The organism is Pseudomonas frederiksbergensis, from assembly GCF_001874645.1.
Lineage (GTDB): Bacteria > Pseudomonadota > Gammaproteobacteria > Pseudomonadales > Pseudomonadaceae > Aquipseudomonas > Aquipseudomonas frederiksbergensis_B.
This window is the reverse complement of the sequence record NZ_CP017886.1, coordinates 761,829-783,287: the sequence shown is the minus strand read 5'-3', so window position 1 is coordinate 783,287 and position 21,459 is coordinate 761,829. Positions and strand designations below refer to the sequence as shown.

17 protein-coding genes and 4 tRNA genes are annotated in these 21,459 nt (G+C 59.8%); 19 read left to right on the top strand and 2 right to left on the bottom strand.

The window, feature by feature from the left end; genetic code table 11:
• Positions 1-6 precede the first annotated feature (6 nt).
• The 10 genes from gltX (at position 7) to BLL42_RS03850 (ending at position 5,953) form a co-directional block, all read left to right on the top strand.
• Positions 7-1,488: a glutamate--tRNA ligase gene (gene gltX, locus BLL42_RS03895; RefSeq protein ID WP_071550863.1), complete on the top strand. Its 1,482-nt coding sequence runs from the start codon at positions 7-9 to the stop codon at positions 1,486-1,488.
• Between the two features lie 280 nt (positions 1,489-1,768).
• Positions 1,769-1,844: transfer RNA gene (locus BLL42_RS03890), tRNA-Ala, on the top strand.
• A 79-nt stretch (positions 1,845-1,923) separates the two neighbouring features.
• Positions 1,924-1,999, top strand: a tRNA-Glu gene (locus BLL42_RS03885).
• 53 nt (positions 2,000-2,052) lie between these two features.
• Positions 2,053-2,128: transfer RNA gene (locus BLL42_RS03880), tRNA-Ala, on the top strand.
• 80 nt (positions 2,129-2,208) lie between these two features.
• A tRNA-Glu gene (locus BLL42_RS03875) sits at positions 2,209-2,284 on the top strand.
• A gap of 182 nt (positions 2,285-2,466) precedes the next feature.
• Complete coding sequence (locus tag BLL42_RS03870; RefSeq protein WP_071550862.1) at positions 2,467-3,006, top strand: TetR/AcrR family transcriptional regulator; 540 nt, start codon at positions 2,467-2,469, stop codon at positions 3,004-3,006.
• Positions 3,007-3,035: 29 nt separating this feature from the next.
• Positions 3,036-3,869 carry an alpha/beta fold hydrolase gene (locus BLL42_RS03865; protein ID WP_071550861.1) on the top strand — a complete coding sequence of 278 codons (834 nt, stop codon included), beginning with the start codon at positions 3,036-3,038 and terminating at the stop codon, positions 3,867-3,869.
• A 47-nt stretch (positions 3,870-3,916) separates the two neighbouring features.
• The gene (locus BLL42_RS03860; RefSeq protein ID WP_071550860.1) at positions 3,917-4,354 is read left to right on the top strand and encodes an acyl-CoA thioesterase; all 438 of its coding nucleotides are present in this window, start codon (positions 3,917-3,919) and stop codon (positions 4,352-4,354) included.
• A 62-nt stretch (positions 4,355-4,416) separates the two neighbouring features.
• The gene (locus BLL42_RS03855) at positions 4,417-5,376 is read left to right on the top strand and encodes a tRNA dihydrouridine synthase (RefSeq protein ID WP_071550859.1); all 960 of its coding nucleotides are present in this window, start codon (positions 4,417-4,419) and stop codon (positions 5,374-5,376) included.
• Between the two features lie 130 nt (positions 5,377-5,506).
• Complete coding sequence (locus tag BLL42_RS03850) at positions 5,507-5,953, top strand: Hsp20 family protein (protein ID WP_071550858.1); 447 nt, start codon at positions 5,507-5,509, stop codon at positions 5,951-5,953.
• 47 nt (positions 5,954-6,000) lie between these two features.
• On the opposite strand, the gene BLL42_RS03845 is transcribed toward BLL42_RS03850, so the two are convergent.
• On the bottom strand, positions 6,001-9,291 hold the full coding sequence (locus BLL42_RS03845) for a sensor domain-containing protein (protein WP_071550857.1): 3,291 nt from the start codon (positions 9,289-9,291) through the stop codon (positions 6,001-6,003).
• 68 nt (positions 9,292-9,359) lie between these two features.
• Positions 9,360-10,250: a LysR family transcriptional regulator gene (locus BLL42_RS03840; RefSeq protein ID WP_071550856.1), complete on the bottom strand. Its 891-nt coding sequence runs from the start codon at positions 10,248-10,250 to the stop codon at positions 9,360-9,362.
• A gap of 149 nt (positions 10,251-10,399) precedes the next feature.
• On the opposite strand from BLL42_RS03840, the gene leuC reads away from it, so the two are divergent.
• The 9 genes from leuC to BLL42_RS03795 all read left to right on the top strand — a co-directional run bounded on the left by leuC (position 10,400) and on the right by BLL42_RS03795 (position 21,422).
• The gene (gene leuC / locus BLL42_RS03835) at positions 10,400-11,818 is read left to right on the top strand and encodes a 3-isopropylmalate dehydratase large subunit (RefSeq protein WP_071550855.1); all 1,419 of its coding nucleotides are present in this window, start codon (positions 10,400-10,402) and stop codon (positions 11,816-11,818) included.
• Positions 11,819-11,829: 11 nt separating this feature from the next.
• Positions 11,830-12,474: a 3-isopropylmalate dehydratase small subunit gene (gene leuD, locus BLL42_RS03830; RefSeq protein WP_071550854.1), complete on the top strand. Its 645-nt coding sequence runs from the start codon at positions 11,830-11,832 to the stop codon at positions 12,472-12,474.
• Positions 12,475-12,592: 118 nt separating this feature from the next.
• Positions 12,593-13,360: a class I SAM-dependent methyltransferase gene (locus BLL42_RS03825; protein ID WP_071550853.1), complete on the top strand. Its 768-nt coding sequence runs from the start codon at positions 12,593-12,595 to the stop codon at positions 13,358-13,360.
• 59 nt (positions 13,361-13,419) lie between these two features.
• Entirely contained in the window at positions 13,420-14,502 is a 1,083-nt protein-coding gene (gene leuB / locus BLL42_RS03820) for a 3-isopropylmalate dehydrogenase (RefSeq protein ID WP_071550852.1), read from the top strand.
• A 67-nt stretch (positions 14,503-14,569) separates the two neighbouring features.
• Positions 14,570-15,682, top strand: a complete 1,113-nt coding sequence (gene asd, locus BLL42_RS03815) for an aspartate-semialdehyde dehydrogenase (RefSeq protein WP_071550851.1) — start codon at positions 14,570-14,572, stop codon at positions 15,680-15,682.
• A gap of 210 nt (positions 15,683-15,892) precedes the next feature.
• Entirely contained in the window at positions 15,893-16,903 is a 1,011-nt protein-coding gene (locus BLL42_RS03810) for an aspartate-semialdehyde dehydrogenase (RefSeq protein ID WP_071550850.1), read from the top strand.
• A gap of 181 nt (positions 16,904-17,084) precedes the next feature.
• Positions 17,085-19,709 carry a motility hub landmark protein FimV gene (locus BLL42_RS03805; protein WP_071550849.1) on the top strand — a complete coding sequence of 875 codons (2,625 nt, stop codon included), beginning with the start codon at positions 17,085-17,087 and terminating at the stop codon, positions 19,707-19,709.
• A gap of 198 nt (positions 19,710-19,907) precedes the next feature.
• Positions 19,908-20,732 carry a tRNA pseudouridine(38-40) synthase TruA gene (truA, locus tag BLL42_RS03800; protein ID WP_071550848.1) on the top strand — a complete coding sequence of 275 codons (825 nt, stop codon included), beginning with the start codon at positions 19,908-19,910 and terminating at the stop codon, positions 20,730-20,732.
• Between the two features lie 63 nt (positions 20,733-20,795).
• Positions 20,796-21,422: a phosphoribosylanthranilate isomerase gene (locus BLL42_RS03795; protein ID WP_071550847.1), complete on the top strand. Its 627-nt coding sequence runs from the start codon at positions 20,796-20,798 to the stop codon at positions 21,420-21,422.
• The last annotated feature ends 37 nt before the right edge of the window (positions 21,423-21,459 follow it).

Below are 21,459 nucleotides of genomic sequence, written 5' to 3'. Positions count from 1 at the left end.
CATGCCATGACCACCGTCCGCACTCGCATCGCGCCATCGCCTACCGGCGATCCCCATGTCGGCACCGCTTACATCGCTTTGTTCAACTACTGCTTTGCCAAGCAGCATGGCGGTGAGTTCATCCTGCGGATTGAAGACACCGACCAATTGCGTTCGACCCGCGAGTCCGAACAGCAGATTTTCGATGCCTTGCGCTGGTTGGGCATCAACTGGAGCGAAGGCCCGGATGTGGGCGGCCCGCACGGTCCGTATCGCCAGAGCGAGCGTGGCGACATCTATCAGAAGTACTGCCAGCAACTCGTCGATCTGGGGCACGCGTTCCCGTGCTTCTGCACGAGCGACGAGCTGGATCAGATGCGCGCCGAGCAAATGGCCCGCGGCGAAACCCCGCGTTACGACGGCCGTGCGCTGTTGCTCTCCAAGGAAGAAGTCGCGCGCCGTCTGGCCGCTGGCGAGCCGCACGTCATCCGCATGAAGGTGCCGACCGAGGGCGTCTGCGTGGTGCCGGACATGCTCCGTGGCGACGTCGAGATCCCGTGGGATCGCATGGACATGCAAGTGTTGATGAAGACCGACGGCCTGCCGACCTACTTCCTCGCCAACGTGGTCGACGACCACCTGATGGGCATCACCCACGTATTGCGCGGTGAAGAGTGGCTGCCATCGGCGCCGAAGCTGATCCTGCTTTACGAGTACTTTGGCTGGGAACAACCAGAGCTGTGCTACATGCCGCTGCTGCGTAACCCGGACAAGAGCAAGCTGTCCAAGCGCAAGAACCCGACTTCAGTAACGTTCTACGAGCGCATGGGCTTCATGCCGGAAGCGATGCTCAACTACCTCGGTCGTATGGGCTGGTCGATGCCTGACGAGCGCGAGAAGTTCTCGCTGCAGGAGATGGTCGACCACTTCGACCTGAAGCGCGTTTCCCTCGGCGGACCGATTTTCGACATCGAGAAGCTGTCGTGGCTCAACGGCCAATGGTTGCGTGATCTGCCGGTGGAAGAGTTCGCCAGCCGCCTGCAGACCTGGGCGCTGAACCCTGAATACATGATGAAGATCGCGCCGCACGTGCAGGGTCGGGTTGAAATTTTCAGCCAGGTCGCACCGTTGGCCGGGTTCTTCTTCGCCGGTGGCGTGAACCCGGATGCCAGGTTGTTCGAGTCCAAGAAGTTGTCCGGCGATCAGGTTCGTCAGCTGATGCAGTTGATCCTGTGGAAGCTCGAAAGCCTGCGTCAGTGGGAGAAGGACAGCATCACCGCGACCATTCAAGCGGTGGTCGAGTCCCTGGAACTGAAGTTGCGTGATGCCATGCCGCTGATGTTCGCAGCCATCACCGGTCAGGCCAGTTCGGTCTCGGTACTGGATGCGATGGAAATCCTTGGCCCGGACCTGACGCGTTTCCGTCTGCGCCAGGCGATCGACTTGCTCGGTGGCGTGTCGAAGAAAGAAAACAAAGAGTGGGAAAAGCTCTTGGGCGCTATCGCCTGATTTGATGCATTTCCTCGTAGGAGCTGCCGCAGGCTGCGATCTTTTGATCGTGGTTTTCGGCGACCGAAAAGATCGCAGCCTGCGCCAGCTCCTGCACGGGGTGCGCAAGAACGCCGCCGCGTAGGCGTTGGCGAAGGCTGCGATCTTTCCAAAAGCCCTTGTTTTTCGGGGGGAGGGCGGTAAGTGATTGTTATGGCGGCAAAAATTTTTGGAAATTGTTAAAAATAAGTTTGACAGCTTTCCGATGCGCCATTAAGATTCGCCCCGTCCTCAGCGATGAGGGGCTATAGCTCAGCTGGGAGAGCGCTTGCATGGCATGCAAGAGGTCGACGGTTCGATCCCGTCTAGCTCCACCAATTTACACTTCAAGGCCTGGCCACACCGGTCTTGAAGCGATCAACGCATCGCGGTGATCAGTTGTATAGAAGGGTTTGCGTCCCCTTCGTCTAGTGGCCTAGGACACCGCCCTTTCACGGCGGTAACAGGGGTTCGAGTCCCCTAGGGGACGCCAGTTTTACAGAAGTGATGTTGAAAAATGTCGCTCCGCCGCGAGGCGAAAAATCCGGGGCTATAGCTCAGCTGGGAGAGCGCTTGCATGGCATGCAAGAGGTCGACGGTTCGATCCCGTCTAGCTCCACCAATTTTACAGTTCAAGGTCTGGCCACACCGGCCTTGAATCGATCAGTACTCAGCGCTGATCAGTTGTATAGAAGGGTTTGCGTCCCCTTCGTCTAGTGGCCTAGGACACCGCCCTTTCACGGCGGTAACAGGGGTTCGAGTCCCCTAGGGGACGCCACGATTACCCGCTCTGCGGGATTTATAAGGGTCATTCAATTATTGAATGGCCCTTTTGTTTGTCTGGCGTTTGGCCAATCCCCTCATTCTCCCAACACTGTTCTTCTGACCAACGGTCACATCAACGACTTGCGAAAAATTATTATGAGAATAATATTCTAATCGTAATATTCGGAGGCAACGATGAACGACAAAAAAGCTCAAACCCGTGAACGCATTCTCCAGGCCGCCAGCTCTGCGCTGATTCAACGTGGCCCGGCAGAGCCTAGCGTGGGTGAAGTGATGGGCGCTGCCGGCCTCACCGTCGGTGGTTTCTACGCGCACTTCGAAAGCAAGGACGCCATGATGCTGGAGGCCTTCACGCAATTGCTCGACCAGCGCCGGGCAATGATTGCTGAAATGGACGCCTCGCTGACGGGCGAGGAGCGCCGTGCGTTGGTCGCCGCGTTTTACCTGTCACGCAAACACCGCGATTCCACCGAGCACGCCTGCCCGATTCCGGCGTCGGTTGGGGAGTTGGGGCGCCTGCCGGACGATTTCCGTCTGGCCTTGAATGAGCACATCGAGTTGATGGTCGCGCAGTTGGCCGCCAGCCCGGAAGACACCGATAAAGCGTTGGCTGACTTGGCGCTGATGGTCGGTGGTTTGGCCCTGGCGCGGGCGCTGGGTGCCGGTGACTTGTCCGATCGATTATTGCGTGCCGCCAAGTCGGCGGTGCTATGACCTGAAGCACAAGCCTTTGGAGATGAGCGATGAGCGCGTTAAGTTGGGTTCGTGGCGTTAATGGCACCTTGGGCTGGGTTGCACCTCAGTGGGTGGCGAGCAAGATGCGTTCGGTGTTCATGACGCCGCGCGAGCGGCCACCGCGTGATTGGGAAATGCCGCTGCTGGCGAAGTCCGAGCGGATCACCTTGCGCTTCGGTCTTTCAGCGTTGCGCTGGGGGCAGGGCCCGACGGTGCTGCTGATGCATGGCTGGGAAGGCCGGCCGACACAATTCGCCAGCCTGATCACAGCGCTGGTAGATGCCGGCTATACCGTGGTCGCGCTGGAGGGTCCGGCTCACGGTCGCTCTCCTGGTCGCGAGGCCAATGTGGTGCTGTTTGCGCGGGCCATGCTTGAAGCGGCGGCGGAGTTGCCACCCTTGCAAGCCGTCATCGGTCACTCCATGGGCGGTGCCAGTGCGATGCTTGCTGTTCAATTGGGTTTGCGCACTGAAACCCTGGTCAGTATCGCTGCGCCGGCGCGGATTCTCGCTGTGTTGCGCGGTTTTGCCCGCCACGTTCGTATGCCGCCCAAGGCGCGTTCGGCGTTTATCCGCAAGGTCGAACAGGATGTGGGTATTCAGGCTTCACGGCTCGACGTCGCCCACTATCAACTGGATATGCCAGGGTTGATCGTACACGCCGAAGACGACGGCTTTGTTTCGGTCAATGAGTCGCAATTGATTCACGACGCCTGGTTCGACAGTCGCCTGTTGCGCCTGGAAGAGGGTGGTCATCAGCGAGTGCTGGCTGATCCGCGCTTGATCGAAGGCGTGCTGTTGCTGCTGTCCGGTCGCAGCTTGCAGGCGCACCAATCGGCCTGATCATCCGTTACACTGCCCCGGTCGATTAATTTGACCGGGAGTGGGGCATGGGCTGGGATCGGGCAACGCCATTTATCATTGACCTGCAGGTGGCTGCCGAGGACATTGACGGGCTAGGGCACGCCAATAACGCGGTGTACGTCACCTGGCTCGAGCGCTGCGCCTGGCGTCACTCGCAGCGCCTTGGTCTGGATCTGACCGAATATCGGCGGCTGGACCGGGCGATGGCGGTGGTGCGCCACGAAATCGATTACCTGGCCGCCGCCTATGAGGACGATGAGTTGCAGCTGGCGACCTGGATCGTCGACTGGGATCAGCGCCTGAAGATGACCCGGCACTTCCAGTTGATCCGCCCCAGCGACAACGCCACGCTGTTGCGGGCGCAAACCACGTTTGTCTGCATCGAGCTGACCAGCGGCAAGCCCAAGCGCATGCCGGCGGAGTTCATCGAAGGCTACGGCTCGGCGTTGCACGTCGTGAGCTGACACGGTCCCCTGCGTTGCGCAAATCCAGTAAACTGCCGCACGTTTTTCGTTGAGTGTTTTCCATGCAAATTGCTTTGGCGCCCATGGAGGGGTTGGTCGACAACATCCTGCGGGACGTGCTGACCCGTGTTGGCGGTATCGACTGGTGCGTGACCGAGTTCATTCGGATCAACGATCAACTGCTCACGCCTGCCTATTTCCACAAGTTCGGCCCTGAACTGCTGAACGGCGCCAAAACCGCTGCCGGTGTGCCGTTGCGCGTGCAGTTGCTGGGGTCCGATCCGGTGTGCCTGGCGGAAAACGCCGCGCTGGCCTGCGAGCTGGGCTCTGAAGTGATCGACCTGAATTTCGGTTGTCCGGCCAAGACCGTTAACAAGTCGCGCGGCGGTGCAGTACTGCTCAAAGAGCCAGAGCTGCTCAACGAAATCGTCGAACATGTGCGCCGCGCAGTGCCGGCGCACATCCCGGTGACCGCCAAGATGCGTTTGGGTTTTGACAGTCCCGACGGCGCGCTGGTCTGTGCCACGGCCCTGGCCGAGGGCGGTGCTGCGCACATCGTGGTACACGCACGGACCAAGACTGATGGCTACAAGCCGCCGGCCCATTGGGAATGGATCCCGCGGGTGCAGGAGGTGGTCAAGGTGCCGGTGTTCGCCAATGGCGATATCTGGAGCGTTGAAGACTGGCGCCGTTGCCGCGAAATCAGCGGCGTAGAAGACATCATGCTCGGTCGTGGTCTGGTCTCGCGTCCCGACCTGGCGCGGCAAATCGCTGCCGCACGGGCGGGTGAGGACGTCGTCGAGATGACCTGGGCCGAGCTGCTGCCGCTGCTTCAGGATTTCTGGCTGCAAGCCAAGGCGCAGATGACGCCACGCCAATCGCCGGGTCGCTTGAAACAGTGGCTGGCGATGCTGACCCGCAATTATCCCGAAGCAGTTGAGCTATTCACCGTCCTGCGCCGTGAAACCGAGCTGGATCGGGTCTCGCATTTACTGGGTCTGCAGGTGTCTGAAGCGGCCTGAAACCTTTTTTGAAAAAACAGAAAATAATCTCTTGAAATGCAATCGGCGGTCCTTATCTAAGGAGTACGCGATGCCGAATTCGGGTCGCGGAGACAAAAAACTTGCTGATTGTTTTCAGGAGATTTGAATCATGAGTACTGCATTTTCCATGGCTCCACTGTTCCGTTCCTCGGTGGGCTTCGATCGTTTCAACGATCTGTTCGAGTCAGCGCTGCGCAATGAGCCAGGTAGCACCTACCCCCCGTACAACGTCGAAAAGCACGGCGACGATGAATACCGTATTGTCATCGCGGCGGCCGGCTTCCAGGAAGAAGACCTGGAATTGCAAGTCGAAAAAGGTGTGTTGACCGTCAGTGGCGGTAAACGCGATGCCCATGAAGGCGTCACCTATCTGCATCAGGGCATTGCCCAGCGTGCGTTCAAACTGTCGTTCCGCCTGGCTGACCACATCGAAGTCAAGGCTGCCGACCTGCGCAACGGTCTGTTGAACATCGACCTGCTGCGCATCGTGCCGGAAGAAGCAAAAGCCAAACGCATCCCGATCAACGGGACGCAAAAACCAGCGTTGCAGCACTGAGTCATCGCGATGAGAAAGGGCGCCACTGGCGCCCTTTTTTGTACCCATCATTTGAGCAGTTTCAGGAAGCCCTCCAGCGGCAGCGGCTGACTGTGCAGGTAGCCTTGATACAAATGGCAGCCCAACCCCAGCAAAAACTCAAGCTGTTCGGGGGTTTCGACGCCTTCGGCAATCACCGTCAGCTCAAGACTGAGGGCCATGGCCACAATGGCGCGGATGATTTCTGCGTCGTTCGGATCGCTGGTCGCATCGCGGATGAAGGACTGGTCGATTTTCAGGGTGTCCACCGGCAGGCGCTTGAGGTAAGTCAGCGACGAGTAGCCAGTGCCAAAGTCGTCCATGGCGAAGCTGACGCCGAGTTTCTTCAAGCGGCGCATCTTGTTGATGGTGTCGTCCAGGTTCTGGATCACGATGCCTTCGGTAATCTCCAGTTTGAGCAGCGAGTACGGCAGCGCATGGCTGCTCAGGCTGTGTTCAATCCGTTCGACAAAGTCGTTCTGGCGGAATTGCCGTGGACTGATGTTCACGCAGAGACTGAAGTTCAGCGGGTCGATCAGGCCTCTATCGATCAGTTGCCTGAATGCCTGGCAGGCTTCATCAAGGATCCAGGCACCGACCTCCAGAATCAGTCCGCTGTCTTCCAGCACCTTGATGAACTCGGTGGGCGATTGCGCGCCCAGCTGCGGGTGGTGCCAGCGTACCAAGGCTTCAGCGCCGATGATTCGATCGTCTTGCGCATCCACCTGAGGTTGGTAGTGCACGCTGAATTCGCCTCGCGAAAGGGCCAGGCGCAGGTCGGTTTCCATCCGCAGGCGTTCACTGGCAGCTTTTTGCATGGTGCTGTGGAACATCTGCGTGGTATTGCGCCCCGAGTCCTTGGCCCGGTACAGGGCAATGTCGGCGCGCTTGAGCAGGTCGGTCGGGGTCGAGCCGTGATCGGGAATCAGTGCCACGCCGATGCTCGGTGTGACTTGCAGGCGCTGACCGTCGAGGAACATCGGTTCGGACAGCAGCTCGCGCAGCGTGTCGGCCAGCTCGCGAACCTGTTCGCTGACTTCGTTGCGCGTACCTTCCAGGCCGCTCAGCAGCACCACGAACTCATCGCCACCCAGTCGCGCCACGGTGTCTTCCATGCGCACGCTGGCTTCGAGGCGCGCAGTGATGATTTTCAGCACCGTGTCGCCCACCGGGTGACCGAGCGAGTCGTTGATGTGCTTGAAGTGGTCGAGATCGAGGAACAGCAAGGCGCCGCGCAGATTATGGCGTTTGAGCAGGGCGATTTGCTGGCTCAGGCGATCCATCAGCAGGGCACGGTTGGGCAGGTTGGTCAGCGGGTCGTGGTAGGCGAGGTGACGGATTTGCGCTTCGGCATTTTTCAGCAGGCTGACGTCCCGTGCGGTCAGCAGCAGGCAGGCGGTTTCGTTCAGGGTGATGGGTTCGATAGACACCTCGACCGTGAGAATTTCGCCGCGCTTGTTGCGACCGAGCATTTCCTGGTGATGCACCCGGCCTTTTACCTTCAACTGGGCCAGCAGGTTTGAGCGTTGTTTTTCTTCGGCCCAGATGCCGATCTGATACACGGTTTTACCAATCACTTCATCAGCTCGGTAGCCGGTCAAACGGCAGAAACCGTCGTTGACCTCCAGGTAGCGTCCGCTGTCGCGCTCGGTGATGGTGATGGCGTCGGGGCTGGAGTGAAACGCCTTGGCGAATTTCTCTTCACTGGCCTTGAGTGCAGCCTCGGAGCGCTGCTGCTGGGTGATGTCGCGCAAGGTGGTGACGATGCACGGCTCGTTGCCGACGCTGATTTGTCGGCTGGATATCACGCACGTCAAGGGTTGCCCGTCCTTGTGGTAAACGATGATCGCAACGTTGTTCAGCGCTTGTTCGCGAATCACCTGTTCGATGCGTTGCTGACGCTTCACCGAGGCGTCCCAGAGGCCGATTTCGTCGGCGCTGCGGTCGATGACGTCGCTGGCAGTCCAGCCAAAGGTCTGAGTGAAGGCGGAGTTGATCTCGATGAACTGGCCGGTGTCCTGGCGCGTTACGCAGATCGGGTCCGGGCTGACCTGGAACAGGCTGGCGAACTTTTCTTCGGAGGTGATCAGGCGCTGTTCACGCTCCACCTGGTCGGTGATGTCGAGCAGGGTGCCGGCCATGCGCAGTGGCGCGCCAGACTCATCGCGATAAAGCCGTGCGCGGCTTTCCAGGTAGCGCGAGCTGCCGTCGGGCAGTTGCACGCGGTAGGTCAGTTGATAATTGCCGGCGGGGCCTTCGCGCAAGCTGCGGTAGGCGTCGCGCATGCTGTCGCGCTCATCGTCTGGCACGCCTTCGAAAAAAGCATCGAAGGGTTCGTGAAAGGGCACCGGGTCAAGACCATGCAACTGCGCGGCGCGGGCCGAGCCGTAAAGCATGCCACTGGGAATGTGCCAGTCCCAGGTGCCGAGTTGCGCCGAGTCGAGGGCCAGGTCCAGGCGCTCCTGACTGTCCTTGAGCGCTTGCTCGGCGAGTTTGCTTTCGCTGGTGTCCAGGAACGTGCTGAGCAGGTAGGCCTGGCCTTCGAGCTCAACCTTTTGCGCGCTGAGAATGCCATCGTGGACCAGGCCGTTGCTGGCGCGAAACTGCACCTCCATGCTGACCAGATCGCCCTTGGCCTTGGTTGCCTTGACCAGTTTGGCGCGTTGTTCCGGGCGCACCCAAAGGCCCAGTTCCAGCGTCGTGCGGCCGATCACGCTTTGCACCGGCCAACCGAACAGGCTTTCGAAGTATTGATTGGCTTCGCTGATCAGGCCGTCTTCCTGGCGGGTCAGCAGCACCATGTTCGGGCATAGATGAAAGAGTGTTGCGAAGCGTTTCTCCGAACTGCTCAGGGCCTGTTCACGCTGGCGTTGATGGGTGATCTCGCGGATGACCCCGATCATCCGTGGTCGGCCGTGTTTGTCCGGCAGCAGGCTGCCGGTGATCTCCAGCCAGTGCAAACTGCCGTCGGGCCAGCGGATCCGGTGATGCATTGCCGTTTCCAGTGGCGCGCCGGCCACCACGGCGTTAAAGGCCCGCAGCGCTTTTGCGCGATCTTCCGCCGGTAACAAATCCAGGTACTCAAGGTCGGCCGGCAGCGGTTTTCTTGGGTCAAACCCGAACAGGGCTTGAGTCCCCCGTGACCAACTGATCAGCCCGCGTTCAATGTCCCAGTACCAGGCGCCCAGGCGTGCGCCGTTCAAGGCGGCGAGCAGTTGTGGCGCGCTCTCCCAACTCTGCTCCGAGGTGCGCGGGTCGAGCGCCTGAATGCGCGGCATTGGGGGTGTGCGTGAGCGAGAGCGGTCAACAGATTTAGGCATTGGCAACAGGCCTTGGCTGAATTGGGCGTTTGGCACTGGGGTTTGCGGTCTTACAGGATTAGCACAACCTAGCCATGAATCCGTGGCAGATCGATTTGTGCATCCAGCAAGGCCATGAAAGCCCGTGCAGCATTCGACAGCGTCCGTTCGGTGTGCACGATATAGCCTAGCTGGCGAGTGAGCTGTATGCCCGGTAAAGGAATGCGTGCCACTTGATCATCGAGCATGGTGCGCGGCAACACGCTCCAAGCCAGGCCAATGGAAACCATCATCTTGATAGTTTCCAGATAGTTAGTGCTCATCGCGATGTTCGGCGTCAGGCCCTGGGCTTCGAACAGCCGTTGCACGATGTGGTGGGTAAAGGTGTTTCCACCGGGGAAAACCGCCGGATGGCGGGCAATGTCGGCCAGGCTGACGGCGCCGTTGCTGATCAGCGAGTGTTCCGGGGCCGCCACGAAGTCCAGCGGGTCGTCCCACACTGGCGTGGCTTTCACCAGTGTGTGGGGTTCGGGTGCCAGGGTAATGACTGCCAGTTCGGCGCGGCCGTGAAGAATTTCTTCGTAGGCGACTTCCGAATCGAGGAACTGAATATCCAGCGCAACCTCGGGATAACGCCGGGTGAACGCCCGCAGCAAGGGCGGCAGGCGGTGCAGGCCGATGTGGTGACTGGTCGCCAGTGTCAGACGACCGGTCACTTCGCCGGTCAGGTTGGTCAGCGCCCGGCGCGTGTCATCCAGCACATTCAGAATCTGATAGGCGCGCGGCAGCAGGGCGCGTCCGGCCTCGGTCAGGCTGACTTCCCGACCCAGTCGATCAAACAGCCGCACATTGAGCTGCTGTTCCAGCCCGGCAATGCGTTTGCTGATGGCCGGCTGGGTCAGATGCAGTCGTTCGCCGGCGCCGGAGAAGCTGCCGGTCTCGGCGATGGCTATAAAGGCATTGAGGTTGGCCAGGTCCATGGTTGTATTCCAGTTGGTTATCCAAAGCATAAAAAATATGAATTTGAGTTATTTAATGTAACGCCATAGGATCGACCTCACAAGCCAAGGGGTTATTGAGTCGCTTCAAAAATCCAGGGCATAGAAACAAGCTGATGAGGAAACGTCTGATGGCCGGCAAAACGCTCTACGACAAGCTCTGGGATTCGCATTTGGTCAAACAGCGCGACGATGGTTCGGCGCTGATCTACATCGATCGTCACATCATTCACGAAGTGACCTCGCCGCAAGCCTTCGAAGGTCTGCGTCTGGCCGGGCGCAAGCCGTGGCGCATCGATGCCAACATCGCGACCCCGGACCACAACGTACCGACGACTCCAGAGCGCAAGGGCGGCATTGCCGCCATTGCTGACGAAGTCTCGCGTTTGCAGGTTCAGACCCTCGATGACAACTGTGACGAATATGGCATCGTCGAATTCAAGATGAATGACGTGCGTCAAGGCATCGTCCACGTTATCGGCCCGGAGCAGGGCGCTACCTTGCCGGGCATGACCGTGGTCTGCGGTGACTCCCATACGTCGACCCACGGCGCTTTCGGCGCGTTGGCTCACGGTATTGGCACTTCCGAGGTCGAGCACGTGCTCGCCACCCAGTGCCTGGTCGCCAAGAAAATGAAGAACATGCGGGTTTCCGTCGAAGGCACCTTGCCGTTCGGCGTGACCGCCAAGGACATCGTCTTGGCGGTCATCGGCAAGATTGGCACCGCCGGCGGTAACGGCCACGCCATCGAATTCGCCGGTAGCGCGATTCGTGAGTTGTCGGTCGAAGGCCGCATGACCATCTGTAACATGTCCATTGAAGCCGGTGCGCGTGTAGGTCTGGTCGCCGCCGATGAAAAAACCGTTGCCTACGTCAAAGGTCGTCCGTTCGCACCGAAAGGCGCTGAGTGGGAGTTGGCCGTCGAAGCCTGGAAAGACCTGGTTTCCGACGTGGATGCGAAGTTCGACACCCTCGTTGAGCTCGATGCCGCGCAGATCAAGCCGCAAGTCAGCTGGGGCACGTCCCCGGAAATGGTCCTCGCCGTCGATCAGAACGTGCCGGATCCGGCTAAAGAGATGGATCTGGTCAAGCGCGACTCTATCGTCCGTGCCCTGAAATACATGGGTTTGACCGCCAATCAGGCGATCACCGACATTCAACTGGACCGCGTGTTCATTGGCTCCTGCACCAACTCGCGGATCGAAGATTTGCGCGCTGCGGCAGTGATCGCCAAGGGCCGTAAAGTGGCTTCGACCATCAAGCAAGCCATTGTGGTGCCGGGTTCGGGCCTGGTGAAAGCTCAAGCCGAAGCTGAAGGGCTGGACAAGATTTTCCTCGAGGCCGGTTTCGAATGGCGCGAGCCAGGTTGCTCGATGTGTCTGGCAATGAACCCGGACCGTTTGGAGTCCGGTGAGCATTGCGCATCGACCTCCAACCGTAACTTCGAAGGTCGTCAGGGCGCCGGTGGCCGTACGCATCTGGTGAGCCCGGCAATGGCCGCCGCCGCCGCTGTCAACGGTCGCTTCGTCGACGTCCGTGAATTGATCTGAAGGAGCGCAGCATGAAAGCTTTTACCCAGCACACTGGTCTTGTCGCGCCTTTGGATCGTGCCAACGTCGACACCGACCAAATCATTCCCAAGCAGTTCTTGAAGTCGATCAAACGCACCGGTTTCGGCCCGAACCTGTTCGATGAGTGGCGTTATCTGGATGTGGGTCAACCGTATCAGGACAACTCCAAGCGTCCGTTGAACAAGGACTTCGTGCTCAACGCCGAGCGTTATCAAGGTGCCAGCGTGTTGCTCGCCCGGGAAAACTTCGGCTGCGGTTCGAGCCGCGAGCACGCGCCGTGGGCCCTGGAAGAGTACGGCTTTCGCAGCATCATCGCGCCGAGCTACGCCGACATCTTCTTCAACAACAGCTTCAAGAACGGCTTGCTGCCGATCATCTTGAGCGACGCTGAAGTCGACGAGTTGTTTGCGCAAGTGGAAGCCAATCCGGGTTACCAGCTGCAGATCGACTTGCAGGCCCAGACCGTGACCCGCCCTGACGGCAAGGTCCTGAGCTTCGAAATCGATGCTTTCCGCAAACACTGCCTGCTCAATGGCCTGGACGATATCGGCCTGACCTTGCAGGACGGCGATGCGATAGCCACGTTCGAAGCCAAACACCGCGCCAGCCAGCCATGGTTGTTCCGCGACGCGTGATGTTTTGAAAAGATCGCAGCCTGCGGCAGCTCCTGCATGGAATGGCATACACCTGTAGGCGCTGCCGCAGGCTGCGATCGTTTGATCTTCCAGCCTGGCAACACACAAGGACATCTCCATGACCAGCACTGCCCAGCACAGCGACGTAGTACAAAAGCAATTCGGTGAGCAGGCCTCGGCCTACCTGAGCAGCGCAGTACACGCCCAGGGCACCGAATTCGCGCTGCTACAGGCCGAACTGGCAGGTCGCAGTGAGGCGCGGGTGCTGGACCTGGGCTGCGGCGCCGGTCATGTGAGTTTTCATGTGGCTCCGCTGGTCAAGGAAGTGGTCGCCTACGACCTGTCGCAGCAGATGCTCGACGTGGTGGCAGGTGCTGCGGCTGATCGTGGCCTGAACAACGTGACCACCGTGCTAGGTGCAGCGGAGCGTCTGCCGTTCGCCGAGGGTGAGTTCGATTTCGTGTTTAGCCGTTATTCGGCGCACCATTGGAGCGATCTTGGCCTGGCCCTGCGTGAAGTGCGCCGAGTGCTCAAGCCGGGTGGGGTGGCAGCGTTCATTGATGTCTTGTCGCCGGGCAGTCCATTGTTCGACACTTACCTGCAAAGCGTTGAAGTCCTGCGCGACACCAGCCACGTGCGTGATTATTCCGCCGGGGAGTGGTTGCGTCAGGTCAGTGAGGCGGGGTTGCATACCCGTAGCACCACGCGCCAGCGGCTGCGTCTGGAGTACAACTCCTGGGTCGAGCGCATGCGCACACCCCAAGCGTTGCGCGTGGCGATCCGCGAGTTGCAGCAGGCAATGGGCAATGAAGTGCGCGAGTATTTCGAGATTGAGGCCGATGGTTCGTTCAGCACCGATGTGCTGGTGCTTTGGGCTGAACGCTAGAACTTTTTCCGGTGAACCCGCGAGCCTGCGGGCTCGCCGACTGATGACATGAGGAACGCATGAGCAAGCAGATTCTGATTCTCCCAGGTGACGGTATTGGCCCGGAAATCATGGCCGAAGCGGTCAAGGTGCTGGAGCTGGCCAACGACAAGTTCGCGCTGGATTTTGAGTTGAGCCATGACGTGATCGGCGGCGCCGCCATCGACAAGCACGGCGTGCCGTTGGCCGACGAAACCCTGGCCCGCGCGCGTGCTGCCGATGCGGTGTTGCTGGGTGCGGTGGGCGGTCCGAAATGGGACACCATTGAACGTGACATTCGTCCAGAGCGCGGCTTGTTGAAGATTCGTGCGCAGCTGGGCCTGTTCGGCAACCTGCGCCCGGCGATCCTTTACCCGCAACTGGCCGAAGCTTCCAGTCTGAAAGCGGAAATCGTCGCAGGCCTGGACATTCTGATCGTCCGTGAGCTGACCGGCGGTATCTACTTCGGCGCGCCACGTGGTGTGCGCGAGCTGGAAAATGGCGAGCGTCAGGCATACGACACCCTGCCATACAGCGAAAGCGAAATCCGCCGTATCGCTCGCGTCGGTTTCGACATGGCGCGTGTGCGTGGCAAGAAACTCTGCTCGGTCGACAAGGCCAACGTTCTGGCTTCCAGCCAGCTGTGGCGCGAAATCGTCGAGCAAGTGGCCAAGGACTACCCGGACGTCGAGCTGAGCCACATGTACGTCGACAACGCCGCCATGCAACTGGTGCGTGCACCGAAGCAGTTCGACGTGATTGTCACCGACAACCTGTTCGGCGATATCCTGTCCGACGAAGCCTCGATGCTCACCGGTTCCATCGGCATGTTGCCGTCGGCCTCGCTGGATGCCAACAATAAAGGCATGTACGAGCCGTGCCACGGTTCGGCGCCGGACATTGCAGGCAAAGGCATCGCCAACCCGTTGGCGACGATTCTGTCGGTGTCGATGATGCTGCGTTACAGCTTCAATCAGGTTGTGGCCGCGGATGCCATTGAAAAGGCCGTCAGCCTGGTATTGGACCAAGGGCTGCGCACAGGTGACATCTGGTCGCCGGGTTGCGCGAAAGTAGGTACGCAGGAAATGGGCGACGCAGTAGTCGCAGCGCTGCGGAATCTGTAATCTCTCTGGCCCCGCTTGTCGCTGATGCTGGCAAGCGAGCCCACTTTTTGTAAAAGGTGTAGTTGCGATGAAACGTGTAGGTCTGATCGGTTGGCGCGGTATGGTCGGTTCCGTGCTCATGCAGCGGATGCTGGAAGAGCAGGATTTCGATCTTATTGAGCCGGTGTTTTTCACCACTTCCAATGTGGGTGGCCAAGGCCCGTCCGTGGGTAAGGACATTGCTCCGCTCAAGGACGCTTACAGCATTGAAGAGCTGAAAACCCTCGACGTGATTCTGACCTGCCAGGGTGGCGACTACACCAGCGAAGTCTTCCCGAAACTGCGCGAAGCCGGCTGGCAGGGGTACTGGATCGACGCCGCTTCCAGCCTGCGCATGCAGGATGACGCGGTGATCGTTCTGGACCCGGTCAACCGCAAGGTCATCGACCAGCAGCTCGACGCAGGCACCAAGAACTACATCGGCGGCAACTGCACCGTCAGCTTGATGCTGATGGGCCTGGGCGGTCTGTTTGAAGCCGGTCTGGTGGAGTGGATGAGTGCCATGACCTATCAGGCAGCCTCCGGTGCCGGCGCGCAGAACATGCGTGAGCTGATCAAGCAAATGGGCGCGACCCACGCCGCTGTTGCGGATGAACTGGCCAATCCGGCCAGCGCTATCCTCGACATCGACCGTAAAGTCGCCGAAGCCATGCGCAGTGACGCCTACCCGACCGAAAACTTCGGCGTGCCATTGGCTGGCAGCCTGATCCCGTGGATCGACAAAGAACTGCCGAACGGTCAAAGCCGCGAAGAGTGGAAGGCCCAGGCCGAGACCAACAAGATCCTCGGTCGTTTCAAGAGCCCGATCCCGGTGGACGGTATCTGCGTGCGCATCGGTGCCATGCGTTGCCACAGCCAGGCGCTGACCATCAAGCTGAACAAAGATGTGCCGATCGCCGATATCGAAGGGCTGATCAGCCAGCACAACCCGTGGGTCAAACTGGTGCCGAACCAGCGCGAGATCAGCATGCAGGAGTTGAGCCCGACCAAGGTCACCGGCACTCTGAACGTACCGGTTGGCCGTCTGCGCAAGCTGAACATGGGCACCCAGTACCTGGGTGCGTTCACCGTTGGCGACCAACTGCTGTGGGGCGCGGCCGAACCGCTGCGTCGCATGCTGCGGATTCTGCTGGAGCGTTGATTCGCTGATGCAATGAAACAACCCGTGCCTTGAAAGGGGTGCGGGTTTTTTGTTCCCTTGAAAGATCGCAGCCTTCGGCAGCTCCTACAGAATCGGGTTTACACGCGACCAATGTAGGCGCTGCCGAAGGCTGCGATCTTTTGCTCTAAATTGCCGAACCGCCAACCACCCGGTAAAGTGCCGCTCCCCCGTTTCGCCTGAGGTAAAACCATGAGCCAGTCCTTTGATATCGCCGTCGTCGGCGCCACCGGTACTGTCGGCGAAACCCTCGTCCAGATTCTTGAAGAGCGCGACTTCCCGGTTGCCAACCTGCACCTGCTCGCCAGCAGTGAATCGGCAGGGCACTCAGTGCCGTTTCGCGGCAAGAACGTACGGGTGCGGGAAGTCGACGAATTTGATTTCAGCAAGGTCCAGTTGGTGTTCTTCGCCGCCGGCCCTGCGGTCACCCTGAGCTTTGCACCGCGAGCGACGGCCGCCGGTTGCGCGCTGATCGATTTGTCCGGCGCCTTGCCAGCGGAACAAGCACCGCAGGTGGTGCCGGAAGCCAACAGCTCAGTGCTGGCCGGCTTGAAAAAGCCGTTTCAGGTGAGCAGCCCAAGTGCATCGGCCACCACTCTGGCCGTGGTGCTGGCACCGTTGCGCGATGTGCTCGACTTGCAGCGAGTGACCGTCACTGCGAGCCTGGCCGTTTCCGCCCAAGGCCGCGAAGCGGTCACCGAGCTGGCCCGGCAGACCGCAGAGCTGCTGAATGTTCGCCCACTGGAGCCGCGTTTCTTTGATCGGCAAATGGCTTTCAACCTGCTGGCACAAGTCGGCACACCGGATGCTCAGGGTCATACGCTGCTGGAAAAGCGCCTGGTTCGAGAGCTGCGCGAGGTCATGGCGCAGCCTTTATTAAAGATTTCTGCCACTTGCGTTCAAGCCCCGGTGTTTTTCGGCGATAGCTTTAGCGTGACCTTGCAGTCAACCAAGGCTATCGACCTGGCGGCGGTGAATGCAGCGCTTGAGGCGGCGCCTGGTGTCGAGCTGGTCGAGGCGGGTGATTACCCGACGCCGGTAGGTGATGCGGTAGGGCAGGATGTGGTCTACGTGGGTCGGGTTCGCAGCGGTGTCGACGACCCGACGGAACTTGATCTGTGGCTGACGTCAGATAACGTACGTAAAGGCGCGGCACTCAACGCAGTGCAGGTGGCTGAGTTGTTGATAAAAGACCTTGTGTAAAAGATACTTGGCAACAATTTGCAGAATGATTCTAGTCGAGCGCTATGCTAGGCCTGAATGCTGGAGGCGAGCCACCATCAGGGGCTTCCAAGGGCATAAGTGAAATAAGCGCGCAATGCCTTACGGCAGCGGTATCAACACCTTCTCGCTTGCCGAGGAAAGTTCAACAAAGGATGAGGCTATGGTTCAAGTTCGCAAACTGGTGTTAGCAATAGCGGCCGCCTCGGCGCTGTCCTCCGGTATGGCGCATGCCCTCGGGCTCGGGGAATTGACCCTGAAGTCGACCCTGAACCAGCCCTTGGTGGCAGAAATCGAGTTGCTCGACGTCAAGGACCTCACCGCTGCCGAAGTGGTGCCGAGCCTGGCTTCGGCCGACGATTTCGCCAAGGCCGGGGTTGATCGTCAAGCGTTCCTCAATGACCTGACGTTCACGCCAGTGCTCAATGCCAGTGGTAAGAGCATCCTGCGGGTGACTTCAAGTCAACCACTCTCCGAGCCTATGGTGAAATTCCTGGTTCAGGTGATGTGGCCAAACGGCCGACTGCTGCGCGACTACAGCGTGCTGCTCGATCCGTCCAAGTTCTCGCCACAGACGGCTGACGCTGCTGCGCAACCCGCACCGTCTCAAGCGCCAGCAGTCAACGCGCCGGTGACTGGCGCGAGCAAGCCAGCACAGCACATCACGACGCCGCGCGACACCTTGTGGGAAATCGCCGCGAAGGCGCGTAATGGCGGCTCGATCCAGCAAACCATGCTGGCGATTCAGGCACTGAACCCGGACGCCTTTATCGATGGCAACATCAACCGACTGAAAACCGGTCAGGTCTTGCGCTTGCCAGACGCCGCACAAAGCACCGGCCTGGCACAGCCTAAAGCCATTGCCGAGGTTGCCGCGCAGAACACGGCCTGGCGACAGGGTCGTCGCTCGGTTCACCGGGCGCAAGTGCAACAGCTCGACGCAACCAGGCACGGGCGTGATGTTGTTGCGCCGCAAGGTGCCGCCAAGGACACTCTGAGTCTGGTGTCGGCCGAGTCTGGCAAGAAAGGTGGCAAGGGCGCGGCGGGTGATAGCAAAGCCATCAGCAACAAGCTGGCGGTGACCCAGGAAAGCCTTGATACGACCCGTCGCGACAATGCCGAGCTGAAAAGCCGCATGACTGACTTGCAGAGTCAGTTGGACAAACTCCAGCGCTTGATCGAGCTGAAGAGTAATCAACTGGCCAAGATTCAGGCAGAAGGCAAGGGGGCAGATGCTGCTGCTCAGCCTTCGGCGGCGATGTCGGCCGGGCTGGTTGCCCAGCCTGCTGCGGCGCCTGCGCCCGTGGTAGCGCCAGACGCAACGCCGGCCGCAGTGCCTGCTGAGGCGCCGATTCAGGCAACCCCAGCGGCGAGTGACGAGCAAAAGTACAACGAACTGCTGACCAATCCGGTGCTCCTGGGTCTGGTGGGTGGCGGTGCCGTGGTGGTGCTGTTGCTGCTGTTGTTGCTGGCGCGTCGGCGCAAGGCTCAACAGGAAGCCGAGAAGCACAAGCGCATGGCGAAGGCGTTGGCTGAAGAGTCGGACTTGACGGAAGACCTCGATCTGCCGGAAAGCAGCTTCGAAGGCCTTGAAGTGCCACCGCCAGTCGTCAAGCTTGCAACGCCTCCAGCTCCAGTTGTGGCGCCGGTAGTCGTGACGCCGCCGATTGCTGCGCCATTGGTATCGCCAGCGGCCGAGCGTTCGGACGATGTTCTGGCGCAAGCCCAGTCGCACATCAATGCCGGACGTCTGAATCAGGCCGCCAGCCTGCTCGAGGAAGGTATCAAGCAAGAACCGCAACGCAGCGACCTGCGCTTGAAACTGATGGAAGTCTATGGCCAGCAGGGCGATCGCAGCGCGTTCGTGGCGCAAGAGCGTCAGTTGGTTGCCAATGGCCAAAATCATGCTGACGTTGAACAACTGAAAAGCCGCTTCCCGGCAATGGTTGCCGTGGCAGCTGTTGGCGGCATCGCCGCCGCAGCGGCTGCCGCCGAGCTGGATGCGCAATACGTCAAGGACCTGCTGCACGAGGAGCCTAAGGCGCCCGCTCCGGCACCTGAAGCTGCACCCGCCCCGGCACCTGTCGATGATGACTTCGACAGCGCCTTCGACTTGAGTCTGGACGATCTGGAAGCGGCATCGCCAGCGGTCGTCGCTCCAGAGCCAGAGCCAGAGCCAGCGCTGGAACTGGACGCTTTCCCGCTCGACGATGATCTGAGCTTCGAATCTGTTCTGCAACAGCAGGCCGAAGCCAAGGACAGTCTGGATGATCTGTCGGATTTCGACCTTGATCTGGGCGGTGACGTGCCTGATTCGACCCTGGCCGACGACGAGTTCCTGCTCAACCTCGACGACGATCTGAAAGACCTGCCTGCGGTTGAGTCGCCTGCGGTCACTGAAGCGGCGCTGGATGATCTGGAGTTGCCAGCTGATTTCGACCTGTCCCTGGCGGATGAAGTCGATGCTCACGCCAAGCCTGAGCCGGACGGCTTCATGTCCGAGCTGGACGACGTCAATGCTGAGCTGGATCGTTTGTCCGGTAGCCTGGAGCATCCGCCTATCGCCGAGCCAGGCTTCACTGCTGAAGAGGCTGCGGTGGGGATGGATGAGCCTGAGTTTGATTTCCTCTCGGGCACTGACGAGGTCGCTACCAAGCTGGACCTGGCGCAGGCTTACATCGACATGGGTGACAACGAAGGCGCGCGGGACATCCTCGGCGAGGTAATCAGCGAGGGTAATGACGGTCAGAAGAGCGAAGCCAAGGAAATGCTGGCGCGTATGGCCTGATTGACCGATAACGCATAACGAAAACGGCAGCCCCATTGGGGCTGCCGTTTTTGTTTCAGGGGCATTATGGGTTCGCCGGAGCATGAACAAAAAACACCGTGAACATGGCGTCCCGGCCCTGCGGCCTTATAATGCCCGCCTTTGCGTATATCAGCAGGCTGTCACTCCTTGGCAAATATAGATAACCCGGCCGCCGAAATGGCGGCCGACGGCTTTTTCCGGATCGCGTTGGGCGTTGAATACAAAGGCTCGCGCTATCGCGGCTGGCAGCGTCAGGCGTCCGGTGTGGCCACTGTGCAGCAAACCCTTGAAACGGCCCTGTCGAAGGTCGCGGACTCGCCGGTGTCTTTGCACTGCGCGGGTCGCACCGATGCCGGCGTGCACGCCTGTGGTCAGGTGGTGCATTTCGATACTCAAGTCGACCGTTCATTGAAGGCCTGGGTCATGGGGGCCAACATCAACTTGCCCCACGACATCAGCGTCAGTTGGGCCAAGGTCATGCCGGCGCATTTTCATTCGCGTTTCAAGGCGATTGCCCGTCGTTATCGGTATGTGATCTACAACGATCAGATCCGCCCGGCGCACCTCAACGAAGAGGTCACCTGGAATCACCGACCGCTGGATGTCCAGCGCATGGCCGAGGCGGCGCAGCATCTGGTGGGCACCCACGATTTCAGCGCCTTTCGCGCCGGTCAGTGTCAGGCCAAGTCGCCAATCAAGGAAATCCATCACCTGCGAGTCACCCAGCACGGCAAGATGATCGTGCTGGATATCCGCGCCAGTGCGTTCCTGCATCACATGGTGCGCAATATCGCCGGCGTGCTGATGACCATTGGTGCCGGCGAGCGTCCGGTGGAGTGGGCCAAGGAAGTGCTGGAAAGCCGGATTCGCCGTACCGGCGGTGTCACGGCTCATCCATTCGGGTTGTACCTGGTGCAAGTCGAGTATCGCGATGAGTTCGAGTTGCCTGAACGTTACATTGGTCCGCACTTCCTGACCGGTTTCTCGGAACTTGACGGCTGACGGCCTCGAATGCATTTGCTACCATCCGGGACTTTCCCGGATTTGCCCTGAGGTTCAAACGACATGTCAGCCGTTCGCAGCAAAATTTGTGGGATTACCCGCATTGAAGATGCGTTGGCAGCGGTTGATGCCGGGGCGGATGCCATTGGTTTTGTGTTCTATGCCAAAAGCCCGCGGTCGGTGACAGTGCAGCAGGCCCGGGCAATCATCGCCGCGTTGCCGCCGTTCGTGACCACCGTGGGTTTGTTCGTCAATGCCAGCCGCTGCGAGCTCGGTGAGATTCTCGATGCGGTGCCGCTGGATCTGTTGCAGTTCCATGGCGACGAAACCCCGGCCGATTGCGAGGGTTACCATCGGCCGTACATCAAGGCATTGCGGGTCAAGGCGGGCGATGACATCGCTGCCAGTTGCGATGCCTATGCCAAAGCCAGCGGCATTTTGCTCGATACCTATGTCGAAGGTATTCCCGGCGGAACCGGCGAGGCCTTTGACTGGTCATTGATACCGCAAGGATTGAGCAAGCCGATCATCCTCGCAGGTGGGCTGTCGGCGGCCAATGTGGTCGAGGCCATTGCCCGGGTTCACCCTTACGCGGTAGACGTCAGCGGTGGGGTAGAGCAGAGCAAGGGCATTAAGGATCACGCGAAGATTCGCGCATTTATACAGGCGGTTCGCAGTAGCTTGATGTGACGGCTGGCAGACTGCCGCCGTCCACTGCACTGTACAA